Annotated in this window: 13 protein-coding genes and 2 pseudogenes; 8 read left to right on the forward strand and 7 right to left on the reverse strand. The window is 74.6% G+C overall.

Features of this window, described 5'->3' with window-relative positions:
• Positions 1–66: 66 nt before the first annotated feature.
• From ACIOHG_RS26025 to ACIOHG_RS26035, 3 genes and pseudogenes are all read right to left on the reverse strand, one after another.
• Positions 67–837, reverse strand: a pseudogene (locus ACIOHG_RS26025) (IPT/TIG domain-containing protein); the annotation flags it as partial.
• 73 nt (positions 838–910) lie between these two features.
• Positions 911–1,594, reverse strand: a complete 684-nt coding sequence (locus tag ACIOHG_RS26030; RefSeq protein WP_400954024.1) for a hypothetical protein — start codon at positions 1,592–1,594, stop codon at positions 911–913.
• A 399-nt stretch (positions 1,595–1,993) separates the two neighbouring features.
• Entirely contained in the window at positions 1,994–2,449 is a 456-nt protein-coding gene (locus ACIOHG_RS26035; RefSeq protein WP_400954025.1) for an SsgA family sporulation/cell division regulator, read from the reverse strand.
• 454 nt (positions 2,450–2,903) lie between these two features.
• On the opposite strand from ACIOHG_RS26035, the gene ACIOHG_RS26040 reads away from it, so the two are divergent.
• Positions 2,904–3,347 (forward strand): Lrp/AsnC family transcriptional regulator, encoded by a 444-nt coding sequence (locus tag ACIOHG_RS26040; protein ID WP_400954026.1) that lies wholly within the window; start codon positions 2,904–2,906, stop codon positions 3,345–3,347.
• Positions 3,348–3,474: 127 nt separating this feature from the next.
• Here the strand turns inward: ACIOHG_RS26040 and ACIOHG_RS26045 are convergent, their stop codons facing one another.
• The 3 genes and pseudogenes from ACIOHG_RS26045 to ACIOHG_RS26055 all read right to left on the reverse strand — a co-directional run bounded on the left by ACIOHG_RS26045 (position 3,475) and on the right by ACIOHG_RS26055 (position 6,189).
• Entirely contained in the window at positions 3,475–4,827 is a 1,353-nt protein-coding gene (locus ACIOHG_RS26045) for a histidine-type phosphatase (protein WP_400954027.1), read from the reverse strand.
• A 137-nt stretch (positions 4,828–4,964) separates the two neighbouring features.
• Positions 4,965–5,543, reverse strand: a pseudogene (locus tag ACIOHG_RS26050) (DUF1906 domain-containing protein); the annotation flags it as partial.
• A 13-nt stretch (positions 5,544–5,556) separates the two neighbouring features.
• Positions 5,557–6,189: a hypothetical protein gene (locus ACIOHG_RS26055; protein ID WP_400954028.1), complete on the reverse strand. Its 633-nt coding sequence runs from the start codon at positions 6,187–6,189 to the stop codon at positions 5,557–5,559.
• A gap of 193 nt (positions 6,190–6,382) precedes the next feature.
• Here ACIOHG_RS26055 and ACIOHG_RS26060 point away from each other — a divergent pair, with 193 nt between their 5' ends.
• The 3 genes from ACIOHG_RS26060 (at position 6,383) to ACIOHG_RS26070 (ending at position 8,661) form a co-directional block, all read left to right on the forward strand.
• On the forward strand, positions 6,383–6,832 hold the full coding sequence (locus ACIOHG_RS26060; protein ID WP_400954029.1) for a BlaI/MecI/CopY family transcriptional regulator: 450 nt from the start codon (positions 6,383–6,385) through the stop codon (positions 6,830–6,832).
• Positions 6,833–6,837: 5 nt separating this feature from the next.
• Positions 6,838–7,779 carry a M56 family metallopeptidase gene (locus ACIOHG_RS26065; protein WP_400954030.1) on the forward strand — a complete coding sequence of 314 codons (942 nt, stop codon included), beginning with the start codon at positions 6,838–6,840 and terminating at the stop codon, positions 7,777–7,779.
• Positions 7,780–7,983: 204 nt separating this feature from the next.
• A complete protein-coding gene (locus ACIOHG_RS26070) occupies positions 7,984–8,661 on the forward strand; it encodes a transglycosylase SLT domain-containing protein (protein ID WP_400954031.1) in 678 nt (225 codons plus the stop codon).
• Between the two features lie 7 nt (positions 8,662–8,668).
• Here the strand turns inward: ACIOHG_RS26070 and ACIOHG_RS26075 are convergent, their stop codons facing one another.
• Positions 8,669–9,691, reverse strand: coding sequence for a protein kinase family protein (locus ACIOHG_RS26075; protein WP_400954032.1), 1,023 nt, complete (start codon positions 9,689–9,691; stop codon positions 8,669–8,671).
• 121 nt (positions 9,692–9,812) lie between these two features.
• Between ACIOHG_RS26075 and ACIOHG_RS26080 the strand changes: the two genes are divergently transcribed.
• The 4 genes from ACIOHG_RS26080 (at position 9,813) to ACIOHG_RS26095 (ending at position 13,275) form a co-directional block, all read left to right on the forward strand.
• A complete protein-coding gene (locus ACIOHG_RS26080; RefSeq protein ID WP_400954033.1) occupies positions 9,813–10,391 on the forward strand; it encodes an EF-hand domain-containing protein in 579 nt (192 codons plus the stop codon).
• Positions 10,392–10,458: 67 nt separating this feature from the next.
• Positions 10,459–10,923, forward strand: coding sequence for a Clp protease N-terminal domain-containing protein (locus ACIOHG_RS26085; RefSeq protein ID WP_400954034.1), 465 nt, complete (start codon positions 10,459–10,461; stop codon positions 10,921–10,923).
• Positions 10,924–11,136: 213 nt separating this feature from the next.
• Positions 11,137–11,796: a VIT family protein gene (locus ACIOHG_RS26090; protein WP_400954035.1), complete on the forward strand. Its 660-nt coding sequence runs from the start codon at positions 11,137–11,139 to the stop codon at positions 11,794–11,796.
• Between the two features lie 357 nt (positions 11,797–12,153).
• Entirely contained in the window at positions 12,154–13,275 is a 1,122-nt protein-coding gene (locus tag ACIOHG_RS26095) for an IS630 family transposase (RefSeq protein ID WP_400954036.1), read from the forward strand.
• The last annotated feature ends 170 nt before the right edge of the window (positions 13,276–13,445 follow it).

A 13,445-nucleotide genomic window follows, 5' to 3' on the forward strand; every position in this document is an offset into this window, starting at 1 on the left:
CGTCCGACCGGCGGCGCGCCGGCGGTTCGGGGGCGGGCACGGCGGCCTGCTCCGGTGGGCGGAGCGTCAGCCGATGCGGATCAGGCCGGCGGTGGCGGTGGCGGCCTCGTGGGCGGGGTCACCGGCGTAGGTGGCGGTGTAGCCGAGGTTGAGCAGGACGGTGACGACCGGGCAGGGGCCGGTGCAGGTGGCGACACCGGACGCGTTGGTGGTGGCGGTGCAGACGAGGGTGCCCCTGACCTTGAAGGTGACGGTGGCGCCGGGGACCGGCCTGCCGGTGACGGTGTCGGTCAGGGTCGCCGACAGGTTGAGGTTCACGCTCAACTGGCCCGGTGCGATGGCGAGCAGCAGCGGGTCCGCCGTCAGCCGGGTGCTGTCCTTCGTGTAGGTGTAGGGGACGGCGGCGCTGGTCCCCCCGGGGGTGGTGACGGTGACGTCGACCGGCCCGGCCGCAGCGACGGCGGGGGCGACGGCGGTGATCTGCGTGGCACTGTCGACGGTGAACGAAGGTGCGGGCACGGTGCCGAAGGTGACAGCGGTGGCGCCGGTGAGGGTGACGGCGGGGCCGGTGGCCGAGGCGAGGCCGGTGACGGCGGGTGGCGGGACCTGGTAGGTGTACGGCCCGGCCGGCGCGGTGCGGCCCTTCGCGGTCAGGGTCACGTCGACGGCCCCGGCGGCGTGCGCCGGGGCGGTGGCGGTGGCGGTGGAGTCGTCGACCACGGTGACGCCGCTCGCCGGGGTGCCGTCGAAGATGACGGCGGTGGCGCCGGTCAGGTGACGGCCCGTCAGGGTGACGGTGGTGCCGCCGGCGGTCGGGCCGTGGTCGGGGGTGAGCGAGCCGACGGTGGGCGGGGCGGGGCGGGCGCGATCACCAGGTTGGCCAGGTAGCCGCCGGTGGCGGTGGAACGGATCACGGTGTTGGTCCGGGTGTCGACCACGGCCACCCGGCCCCCGGACGCACCGACGTGGAGGTGGTCGCCGTCGGGGTCGGCGGCCACCGCCACCGGCCCCCTGCGACGGGGATCGCGGCGACCACGGTGGCGGTCGCGGTGTCGACCACCGACACGCCCGCACCGGACGAGGTGACGTAGGCGTGGGCGCCGTCCGGGCTGAGCGCGACCTGTCCGACGTACCGGACGATCGGGACGACGGCCGCGAGCGTGTTGGTGGCGAGGTCCAGCACGCAGAGGGTGCCGGTGTCGACCTTCGCCGCGTAGATCCGGGTGCCGTCGGGGCTGAGCGCCAAGCCGGCGATGTTGCGGCGGTCGTCGGTGGGCAGGCTCGCGGTGATCGTGTCCGTGGCGGTGTCGATCACCAGGACGTCGCCCATGCCCGTGTAGAGGTGCTTGCCGTCGGGGGACGCCACCAGCTGCGACACCGTGTAGTCGGTGTGGATGGTGGCGGTGATCGTCCGGGTCGCGGTGTCGTACACGTCGATGCCGGTCAGGCCCGCGTGGTTGTCGGCGACGTAGGCGTGCGCGCCGTCGGGGGCGAAGGCGATGGCGCTCGGGAACCGCCCGGCCGGGACGGTCGCGGCGACCATACCGGTCGCGGTGTCGACCACCGTCAACGACTGGCCGAACTGGTTGCCCACCCATCACCTGCGCGTTGTTCGGCGAGACCGCCATGGCATTCGCCCGGCTGCCGACCGGGGCGCTGCCGACCACGGTGTCGCTCGCCAGGTCGTAGGTGACGAGCGAGTTGCGGACGGGGTCGACGAGGTGGGCCAGGTACTCCGACGGCGCCGCGTGCGCGGTCGTGGCGGGCAGCACCACACCGACCGCGCCGAGCAGCACGGTCGCCACCGCCCCCGCCGCGACCCACCTCAGCCTTCGCCGGCGTTCCGGCCGTATCGCCGTACGGTCGATGGCCAGTGCCATCTGCTCCGCCGCTCCGGGGAGACTGACCGGATTCTTCTGATCGATCCGGACCGACGGCCCGAGCAGGCTCCTGGGCCCCCGACCGTCCCCGCCCCCGCGAGCGCGCCGGTGGTTCAGGGTTCGCCGGAGAGGAGGCGGGCCACGAGGGCGTCGAGGTCGAGGTGTTCGGTCTCGCAGCCGACCGGGACGACGCACTCGGTGTGGCGGAGGAATCTTCGGAGGACGGGTTCGGGGACGCGTAACAGGGCGTCGTCGTCCTCGCCGCGCAGGGCGAGCAGGACGCTGCCGGCGTCGCGGCCGCGGCCGGGGTGGACGGCGAGGTCGCCGAGGCCGACGGGGCGTTCGAGGCCGGCCAGCAGGAGGTCGCGGGAGAGCGCCCAGGTGACGGGGGCGGGGAGTTCGATGTGGTTGTCGAGGTGGACCACGAAGGGTTCGGCCGCGCTGTAGCGCAGGCTGGCGGCCACCGGCACGTCCAGGTCGGGGGAGATCACCACGTCCAGGACCAGGTAGTGGATCAGCTTCGTCGCGGCGCTGCGCTGCGGGGGCACCAGGTCCTCGTCCCCGGTCACCGGCCACCTCCGGCGGGCTGCGGGTTCGCCCGTCTCCGTCTTGGCAGAAACGATTCTTCGAATGTCTCGCAGCCATCGACTGCGCGCCGCAGCGCCTCTCCAACGTGCACGTCAGGACAACGAGGCCGGGCGGAAACGGTGACACCCGAATGCGCGCACGCCCCCCGCATCCGCGCACGCCGCCCGGGTGCGCCCGGGCGCGCCCGGGCGCACCGCAGATCGGGTCCCGGATCGAGTCGCAGATCGGGTCGCGGAAGGCCGCGCCGAGGGGTGGCCGGCGCGGCCTTCGCTCCGGGGATCGCCCGTGCCGGGTACGAAGATGGCAGACCCGGACCGCTCCGGCGAAGGGATCGGCCGCAGAACGCAGGATTCGAGCGCGCAGTGTCGGGAAATCCGCGCCCGACACCCGACCCTGACGCACGATCAGTGCGCGGCACGCACGTATCGTGCTCGCATGGATGACACGGACCGGCAGATCCTGCAACTCCTCCGGCGGGACGGCCGGGCCCCGGTGTCCGAGATCGCGCGGCGGGTGGGCCTGTCGGCCGCCCCGTGCGCGCGCCGGATCGAGCGGATGGAGAAGGACGGCGTGATCCGGGGGTATGCCGCGATCGTCGACGACGGCCGGGCGGGCATGCTCCAGGCGCTCACCGAGATCCGCCTGCTCGGCGCCACGGACAGCGGGGAGATCCAGGGCATCGCGGAGAGCGTCCCGGAGATCGAGGAGAGCTACAGCGTCGCGGGCACCACCGACGCCTTCTTCCGGCTGCGCGTGCGCGACGTGGAGCACCTGCAGCAGGTCATCGACACCATCCGCCGCACGGGCAAGGTGGAGGGGACCAGGACCTGCATGGTCATCCGCACCTGGACCCGCCCGCCGGAGCTCCCGGGCACTTGAGGAGCACCGGCCGCTCATCGGCGGGACGGCGGCGGCGGGCTGACGCCCGGTCAGGACGGCGACGGTCTCGTGGACCGGGCGGGTTTCGTCGGCGCCGCCCGGGACCTGGCCGGGGGAAGGAGTGTCGTCAGCCGCGGCCGAAGCAGCGCTCGAGTTCCTTCAGGTCGTAGAAGGAGGAGTTCTTGGCGATCGGCTGGCAGCCGTCCTTGAAGGCGGTCTCCTTCTCGTTGTAGAACATCCGGACCAGGTAGGACGGCCGGCCCTTGCTGTCGTCGGCGGCGCGGTACAGGTCCCACTGGAGGTTCGCGGCCATCGGGGAGACCTCGGCGCCGCGCCACGGGTTGTTCAGGTAGCTGTAGGGCTGGTCGGCGGCGGCCTGCCGGGTGCTGCCGGGCAGGCCCAGCAGGGCGGCCAGCGGCTCGATCTCCTCGGCGTGGGTGAAGCGCAGCACGGCGCCGTTGTTGCTGGTGCCGGCGGCCTTGGCCTCGGCCTGGGCGAACAGGTCGTCGAGCAGGACGCCGGCCATCTTGTAGGTGATGGTGCGTCCGCTGAAGCCGGGGCCCTTCTGGTAGAACTCCTCGGCGTCGTCGAGGTAGGCGAACCACTGGGCGTCGCGCGGGGGGAGGAAGCGGTCGAGCGAGACGCCGGGGGCCTCGACGGCGAGGTCGGGGGCGGCGCTGAACAGGGCGTACAGCGAGCGGGCGAAGGCGATCTGCTGCGGGGCGTCGAGGGTGTCCAGGAAGCCGCGGGCGAACAGGCGCTGCGCGGTGTGGCGGGCGGCCTCGGCGGTGCGCGGGTCGGCGTCGATCCGGGCCAGCACGGCGGCCAGCTCGGGGTCGTGGGCGACGTACGCCTGGTAGTCGGCGTTCTGCGGCTGCTTGTGGAAGTAGAGCAGGTTCTTGTCGGTCTTCGGGGCCCCGATCAGGCCGGCCACGGCGGGCTCGCCGGCGGCCAGGCCGGCGGTGAAGGCGTTGGCGCTGGCGGTGGCGCGGGCCACGCCGGAGGTCTCGACGACGATCGGCTCGCCCTGGGCCGCGATGGTGTCGAACAGGCCGGGCAGGCGCCGCTCCATCCGCAGCGCGGTCTGCCGCTGCTCGTCGGCGCCGCGCGCGGAGAGGTTGCCGTAGCCGAGGCCGGAGGCGGCGGCGAGCAGGGTGCGGACCTGCGGGGCGAGTTCGGCGCCGAGGTCGGTGAGGGCGCCCTGCTGCTGCGCCCGGTCGAGGAGGGCGAGCACGGCGTCGCCGTCCTCGCTGCCGCTCATCGCGCGGGAGCCGTGCCGGGCGACGTTCTCGGTGAAGACGGCGGTGTAGCCCTTGGGGACCTGCTGGTAGTGCCGGGCGTCCTGCTGCGGGGCGTAGGGGGTCTTGGTGCCGTAGACGTCGCGCTGCGCGTGGCCGGCTGCGTCGGCGGTGCCGGCCAGGCCGACGGTGCCGGCGAGCGCGGCCGCGAGGGCGGTGGCGAGAGCGGCGGAACGGTTCACGTGGGAGCCTTTCGGAGCTGGCTGACCGGTGTGTGTCCCCGGTCGACCGCCGCACCTTGCCAGCCCGTCCCGAACCTCCGCCGTCCGGTGGCGGAGCGGCCGGCGTCCCCCGGGTGAACGGAGCCTCCGACGGGGCGTCAGCCGACGACCGCGACCGGCGCGTCCCAGGCGTTGCGGTCGACGGTGAGGGCGGCGCCGCCGTAGCTCTCCTTCTGGTTGATCCGGTACTGGTGGGCCCGGCGGTGGCCGGTCCACAGTTCGGCGGCGAACGGGAAGCTGCCGGTGGTGTCGGCGGCGTCGTCGTAGCGGGCGTACCACAGGGCGTCGGGCAGGTCGGCCTCGCCGCGTCCGGCGGCCTGCGCGATGCCGGCGGCGCTGGACGTGGCGAAGCCGTAGAACCCGGCCCAGTAGCCGGAGTTGCGCACGGCGCGGTCCCAGTTCCGGGTGTAGTCGAGGACGGCGGCGGCGCAGGCGGTGTCGGCGCTGTTGTACGCCTCGACGTCCAGGTAGAGGGTGCTGCCGGGGCGCATGCCGAGGGCGGCGGCCCGGGCGACGGCGTCGGTGCCGTCGGCGGTGCCGAGCGGGGCGGCGGTGTCGGCGGTGAGCTTCTCGGGGCTGCTGCCGGTCTGGCACGGGGGCTGGGCGCCGACGTAGAGCGGGACGAGCTTCCAGCCGCCGGCGTCGACCGCCCGGACCCAGTCGGCGGTGAGTTGGGGCTGGGGCCTGTCGTCAAACCCCCGGCGCGGCCCCGCGGTGGTCGGTGCGTGCTCTCGGCGTGCCGACCGGAAGCCCTCGTACTGGGTGTACTTGGGTTTTCGGCCGGTGCGGCGAGAGGGCGTGCCGGGCGCCGTGGGGCAGGCGGGGGTTTGACGACAGGCCCCTGGCGCAGCCGCGGTTCTTGCCGCCGATGTAGACGGCGGCGGCGCCGTAGGGGGAGGTGCCGTGCCAGGCGTTCATGGTGGCGAGCGGCGGGGCGGTGCAGGTGTCGAAGGCGAGGCCGGTGAAGGTGGCGGGCGCGGTGCCGGGTCTGGCGGCGGGGCCGGGGGCGGGCTTGGCGCCGGGGATGGCGGGCGCGGCGGTGCTCGGGCGGGCACTGGCACTGGCGCTCGCGCCGGTGGAGGGGGCGGCGGAGGCGCTGCCGCTCGCGCTGGGCGCGGCGCTGCCGGTGGGGCCGGGCTCGGTGCTCCCGGCGGGGGCGGCCACCGGGGCTCCGGTGTCGGCGGGCCGGTCGGCGGCGCGGGGGTGGTCGCCGGAACCGGCGGCGGCGAGGGCGGCCGCGCCACCGCCGATCACCAGCACGGCGGCGGCGGAGAGCAGGACGGCGCGGCGACGGGTGGTGGCGCGGGCGCGGCGGTGGGACACGTGCTCTCCGGGGGGTGGCGCGGGTGGGTCCGCCCACCCTAGCGACTCCATGATCACCGCTCGGCCGGGAGGCCCCGGGGCGGGGCGCTCCGGGCCGCTTGCGGGCGGCTTCCGGACTCCTTGCGGGTACGGCCTAGGATGGGTGGGCAACAGTCCGAGTCGGGCGCGGGCCGCGCCGGAGGGAGAGTCTCCGATGGAGTTGGCGGGCCGCGGCGCGGAGCACGGCGACGGCGATCAGGGCGAGGACGGTGCGCGGCGCCGCCGGGGCCAGGGCGAGTTGGCGACCGAGGTGCTGTCGGTGCTGCACCGGGCGCCGGGGCCGGTGACGGCGTCCTGGGTGCAGGAGCAGGTGGGCGGCGAGCTGGCGTACACCACGGTGATGACGATCCTGTCGCGGCTGCTGGCGAAGCAGGCGGTGGTGCGCAGCCGGTCCGGGCGGGCGTACGTGTGGTCGGCGGCGGCGGACGCGGCGGGTCTGACGGCGCGTCGGATGCGCCGGATGCTGGACACCGAGCCGGACCGGGACGCGGTGCTGGCCTCCTTCGTGACGGCGCTGACGCCGCAGGACGAGCAGTTGCTGCGGTCGCTGCTGAACCCGGGGGCGCCGGAGCGGCCCGGGGGCGGCGGACCCGGCGGGCGCTGAGCGACATGGGCTTCTTCGTCTTCCTCCCGCTGGTGCTGCCGTTGACCTCGCTGCCGATCGCGCGGCTGGCCGAGCACCACCTGCACCCGCGCAACGCGGTCCGGCTGCTGTCCTGGATCGGCGTGACGATGGCGGTGTGCAGCACGCTGGCGCTGGGGCTGCTGTTCGTGGTGGGCACGGCGCAGATCCCGGGCAACCCGCTGCCGGACAGCTGGTCGGATCCGGAGATCCGCACGGCGGTGCCGTTCCACGAGGAGGTCGGCACGGCGGCGGTGGTGGGCCTGGTGACGGTGCTGACGGCGTGTTCGCGCTCGCTCCGCCGCCACCTGCGGATCCGGGCCCGGGCGCAGCGGGTGCTGGCGCCGATGCCACCCGACTCGGACCTGGTGGTGCTGCCGGACGCGGAGCCGTACGCGTACGCGGTGCCGGGCGTTCCGGGTGCGCCGGGGCGGATCGTGGTGTCGACCTCGATGATGGACAGCCTGGACGAGGACGAGCAGCGGGCGCTGCTGGCGCACGAGCGCTCGCACCTGGCGAACCGCCACCACCGCTTCCTGCTGGCGGCGCAGCTGGCGAGTTGCGTGAACCCGTTCCTGCGGCCGTTGCAGCGCGCGGTGGGGTACGCGACGGAGCGCTGGGCGGACGAGGAGGCGGCGGGTTCGGTGGGCGACCGGCGGCTGACGGCGCGGGCGGTGGCCCGGGCGGCGCTGGTGACCAGGGGCGGCGGTCCGGCGGCGGCGTTCGCGGCCTTCGCGGCGCCGGGTCCGGTGCCGCGGCGGGTGACGGCGCTGCTGAGCCCGGCCCTGGGCGAGGCCTGGCCGCCGCCGGCCTCCCCGGCCGGGTTGGCGGCGATGGTCGCGGCGGCGGGGACGGCGGTGTCGGCGGTGTCGGCGCTGAACGCGGCGGTGGCGCTGCTGCTGCTGGTGAAGGCCGCGACGCCGTGGTGACGCCGGCCTGAGCCGAGCCCCGTGGTGACGCCGGCCTGAGCCGAGCCCCGTGGTGACGTCGGCCCGAGCCCGGGAGGGACGGTCGGGCGGGGGCCTGACGGGGGCCGGGCGGGGGTCGGGAACGATCACCGGATCCGCTCCGGGTCCGTAAGCTCGGCCCCAGGAGGCGGTCGCCGTGCGGCCGCGAACGGAAGGAGGGGCCCGGTGGCGGAACGTGCCGCGAAGTGGCCGTGGGCGGTGCTGGTGGTGGCGGTGCTCGCCGTCTGGGGCTACGAGCGCGGCGGCGCGGACCCGGCTCCCCCGGCGGGCGCGGCTCCCGCGGCCTCCTCCCCCGGGGCGACGGCTGCCGCCCCGTCCGCCCCGCCGTCGCCGTCCGCGTCGCTTCGCAGCGCCGCCGACTACGATCCGCCGCGGTTCGCCGCCGAGGTGAAGAAGTACGCGGCCGAGGCCGGGGTGGACCCGCAGCTGGTGATGGCGATCCTCTACAACGAGTCGTACAAGCCGCACGGCCCGGACGTGGAGCGGGCCTGGCAGAGGATGAAGCCGGACGCCTCCTTCGGGGTCGCCAACATGCACCGGGCCGCGTACGAGGAGTGCCGCAAGGGGCGCCCGTTCGCGGACCGGCCGTGGGAGGACCTGCCGGACGATCCGGCGCTGGCGGTGCGGGCGGCGTCCTGGCACCTGCACGACCTGGGGGTGCAGCTGCCCGGCAAGTGGGCGGGGCCGTACAACCGCAACGAGCTGATGGCGCTGGGCTACAACACCGGTGCGGGCAACATGCTGGCCTTCGCCCGGGGCGCCAACCCGGGGCCCGAGGCCCGTTCCTACCTGGACCGGCTGCACGACAACTGGGACAAGTCGGCGAAAGCGCTGGCTTCCTGACGGGGCATCAGGTTCGCACGGTCGCGGCCAGTTCCTCGGCCGGGAACGGGGTCCGCCTGTCCGCGAGCAGGCGCTGCCGGAACTCCTCGAAGGCCAGGGCGGTCCGGGCGTGCCGGTCGAGCAGGCCCGCGGTGGTCGCGGTCACCGCCGCCCGGTCCGCCCCGGCCGCGCCGGCGGCCCAGGCGCGCAGGAACTCCGTCTGCTGCTGCCGGTCGGGCCGGGTGTCGGCCAGCTGGCGCCGGAGCAGGTGGCCGAACGCGTGGTAGCGGTCGTAGTCGCGGTGCCGTTCGAGGAACTCCCGTTCTTCCGGGGTGAGTGCGAAGTCCGCGCGGAGGGCGAGGCCGAAGTCGGCGAAGCAGAGCGTCTCGCCGTCGGTCAGCAGGTTGCCGGGGTGCGCGTCGAAGTGCACCGTGTCGTGCGCGCGCAGGAAGGCCACGCCCCGGGCGAGCTCGCGCTCCGCCCAGGCGTGCGGTGCTCCCCCGGCCCGCTCGGGGTGGCCGTCCAGCCAGTCGCCGAGGGTCTGCGGCCAGTGCTCCAGGAAGAGCACCAGGCTGTGTTCGGCGACCGTGATGGCCTCCAGGCGGCGGCGCACCGCGGCGTCGCCGCCCCAGTGCGCGACGGCCTGCTCCAGGCCGCCGGCCCAGTCCATCGCCCCGGGCGGCGGGCTGTCGGGCACCACCCGCCAGTGGTACATCAGCGGGAACCCCTCGTGGGCGCGGGCCAGCACCCAGGCGGTGGTCGCCTCGTGCACGGCCAGCTCCCGCCAGGCGCCGAAGCCCGCCGAGCCGATCCCGTACTGGTAGCAGCCGGGCAGGCCGAACACGTTGGCCGTGGTGCGCTCCCGTTCCGGGGCCGTCAGCGGGACCCGCTTGACGAACACCGGTGTGCCGCCGACCTCGACCGTCCCCGTCCGGCCGCCGAGCCCGGCCGTTCCCACCCCGGCCGCCAGTTCCGCCACCTGCCGGTCGGTCAGCTCCGCCAGCCGCTGCCGCACCGTCCCGTACTCCGCCGTCCGCGTCCCGTGGTCCATGGCCCGGACCCTACGTCCTGCCGGGGCCCGGGGCGTCCCCTTTTCGGGCCCGGGGCGTCCCGATTTCGGACCCGCCGCTAGGATGACGCTCCGTCAACTCCCGTCCACCGAGAGGAACCAGGTGTCCGACGACCTGCTCATAGCGAAGATCAGCCACGGCTTCGACCACCTCGACGCGGACGGGGACGGGCGGCTGACCGAGCGGGACCACGTGCTGATGGGGCAGTCGGTGGCGCGTTCGCTGGGGCACCCGGCCGGGTCGGCGGCGGAGGCGGCGATCGTGGCGGCGTACGTGACGCTCTGGCAGGACCTGCACCTGCCGCGCCTGCCCGCCGGGGCGCAGGCGATGGGGCGGGCCGAGTTCCTGGCGGCCGGGGTCGCGCTCGCCGACGAGCCGGGGGCCGCCGAGGCCACCCTGGGCGCGCTGGCCCGGGCCTTCCTCACCATCGCGGACACCGACGGCAACGGCCGGATCGACGCCGAGGAGTTCTTCGCCTTCCAGCACGGCCACTTCCCCCAACTGCGCCGCACCGACGCCGACGCCGCCTTCGCCCACCTGGACCGCGACGGCGACGGCACCCTCTCCGAGGCGGAGTTCGTCACCGCCCTGATCGAGTACTGGACCAGCCGCGACCCCGACGCCCCGGGCAACTGGTGGACCGGCGACCCGCACGGCGACCCGGCCCCGACCACCCTCTGAACAGGTCAATTCCGGTTTTACGCAACGGATTTGACCCGAGTGCTTCGTACCCGGCAGGCTTCGGCGCATGACTGACGCGATGAACTCCGGACCGGCCCTGCGGGCCTCGGGGCGGGCGGACGCGGCCCTGCTGATCGACACGGCGTGCGGGCGGACTGCGGCCCTGGGGCACAACGAGGTGACGACCGCCCACCTGCTGCTCGCCCTGCTGGACGGCTTCCCCGCCGCCGCGGACCTGCTGGCGGAGCTCGGGGTCCGGGCCGCCGACCTGGAATCCGCCCTGCTGGCGGAGCTGGCCGTCCACCGGTGGCGCCCGTTCCCGGTGCCGCGCGGCGAGTTCCCGCCGCTCGGGCGGACCGCCTCCGAGGTCTGCGAGGAGGCCGCGGCCGGGGCGTCCGAGCAGTTCCCGGCCCGGCTGCTCGCGGCCGTGCTGCACCTGGACCACCAGGGCCCGGGCCGGATCGCCCTGCACACCGTCGGCCTGACGACCCGGCAGGTGGCGCTGGCGCTCGACACCCGGCTGTCGGCCTGACCCGGCCCGCCCCGGCCCGCCCCGCCCCCGGCCTCGGAAACGCCGGGGCGGGGGTGCCCGGTATTGCGGGGCGGGGCGGGCAGACTGGGCGGTATGGCCGTTTCCGATCAGCAAGGTCCGCGAGATCCACGGGGTCCACAGGGTCCACAGGGTCCGCGAGGGCCGGTTCCGCCGGAGCACGGGGAGGCGCACGGGGCTGCGCTGGGCGGGCGGTTGAACTGGTTGCGGGCGGCGGTGCTGGGCGCGAACGACGGCGTGGTGTCGACGGCGGGCCTGGTGGTGGGCGTGGCGGGTGCGAACGCGAGTGCGACGGAGTTGCTGACGGCCGGTCTGGCGGGGCTGCTGGCAGGGTCGTTGTCGATGGCGGCGGGCGAGTACGTCTCGGTGAGCACCCAGCGGGACGCAGAGCGGGCGGCGCTGGCGCAGGAGCGGCGGGAGCTGCGGGCGACGCCGGAGGCGGAGCTGCTGGAGCTGGCGGGCTTCTACCGGGCGAAGGGCCTGGACCCGGAGCTGGCGCACCGGGTGGCAGTGCAGCTGACCGCGCACGACGCGCTGGCCGCCCACGCGGAGACCGAACTGGGCATCGACCCGGACGCGTTGACCGATCCCTGGCACGCCGCGTGGGCGTCCTTCGCGGCGTTCACGGCGGGTGCGCTGCTGCCGCTGCTGGCGATCGTGCTGCCGCCGGAGGCCCACCGGATCTGGATCACGGTGGTGGCGGTGCTGGCGGCCCTGGTGGCGACGGGCTGGGCGAGCGCCCGGCTGGGCGGTGCGGACCCGCGCCGCGCGGTGCTGCGCAACGTCCTGGGCGGCGGCATCGCCATGGCGGTGACGTACGCGGTGGGCACCCTGCTCGGCGCCTCCACCGGCTGACAGGCGCTCGGCGGGAGGGCGCCCGGCGCGCTGCGGTCGCGGCGGGCGCCCTGCGGGTTGCTAGTGCCGCGTCAGGCAACCTTCGCCCGTCGCGACGCCCGGCACCCGCCCTCCTTGCCCGCCCTCGGGCAGGAGGGACCCGCTCGCCGCACCGGCCGAAAACCCAAGTACACCCAGTACGAGGGCTTCCGGCCGGCACGCCGAGAGCACGCACCGGACGCCGCTCCTTGACGGCAAAGGTCGCCTGACGCGGCACTAGTGCTGTGACCTGAAACGTTCACCGGTTCGGTGGGTTGGCGTCGGAGTGCCTGGCCCCGGTTGGATGGTTCGAACATCCAACCGGTGTTCGGAGGTTCGGTGGCAGAACTGGTCAGGGTCCGCGGGCTGTCCGAGGATGAGGGCCACAGGCTGCAACGCATCGTGCGTCGTGGGACGACCAGCGCGGTGCGCTTCCGGCGGGCGATGATCGTGCTGGCGTCGGCCGGCGGGAATACGGTCCCGGTGATCGCGCGGCTGGTCCAGGCAGACGAGGACACCGTTCGCGACGTCATCCACCGCTTCAACGAGACGGGCATGGCCAGCCTGGACCCTCGATGGGCGGGAGGTCGTCCCCGCCATCTCGGTACTGACGACGAGGACTTCGTCGCGCAGACGGCCACCACCCGTCCGACCGCGCTCGGCCAGCCCTTCACCCGCTGGTCGATCCGCAAACTGGCCGCCTACCTCCGCCGCGTCCACGGCCGCGTCATACGGCTCGGCCGCGAGGCCCTGCGCACCCTGCTGGCCCGCCGCGGGATCACCTTCCAACGCACCAAGACCTGGAAGGACTCCAACGACCCCGACTTCGACGCCAAGCTCGACCGCATCGAGCACGTCCTCGAACGCTTCCCGGACCGGGTGTTCGCCTTCGACGAGTTCGGACCGCTCGGCATCCGCCCGACCGCCGGATCCGGCTGGATGCCGAAGGGCCGACCGAACCGCCTGCCGGCGACCTACCGCCGCACCCACGGGATCACCTACTTTCACGGCTGCTACTCCGTCGGCGACGACACCCTCTGGGGCGTCAACCACCGCCGCAAGGGCATCGACCACACCTGGGCCGCACTGCGTTCCATCCGCAAGGCCCGCCCGGACGGCGCCCCCGTCTACGTGATCCTGGACAACCTGTCCGCCCACAAGAACTGGCGCATCCGCCAGTGGGCCCACCGCAATCGGGTCGAACTGTGCTTCACCCCGACCTACACGTCCTGGGCCAACCCCATCGAAGCGCACTTCGGCCCACTGCGGCAGTTCACCATCGCCAACTCCCACCACCCCAACCACACCGTCCAGACCCGCGCACTGCACGCCTACCTGCGCTGGCGCAACACCCACACCCGCGACCCAGACCTCCTCCAAGCCCAACGCCGAGAACGCGCCCGCGTCCGCAGCGAAAAGGGCATCCGCTACGGCGGACGCCCCCTCGCGCGAGCAGCCTGACCACCCACCGACCTGATGAACGTCCCCGATCGCCGGCTGGACGCTGGACAGCGGGCACTGGAGACCGCATCCCGCAAAAGCAGAAGACCCCTCCGACTACGGCACCAGCAAGCCACCGGGGCGGTGATCGTCACAGCGCACCTCTACGCTTCGGCGCGTGCAGCAGTCGA

The organism is Kitasatospora sp. NPDC088134, assembly GCF_044741705.1.
In the GTDB taxonomy this organism is placed as follows: Bacteria; Actinomycetota; Actinomycetes; order Streptomycetales; family Streptomycetaceae; genus Kitasatospora.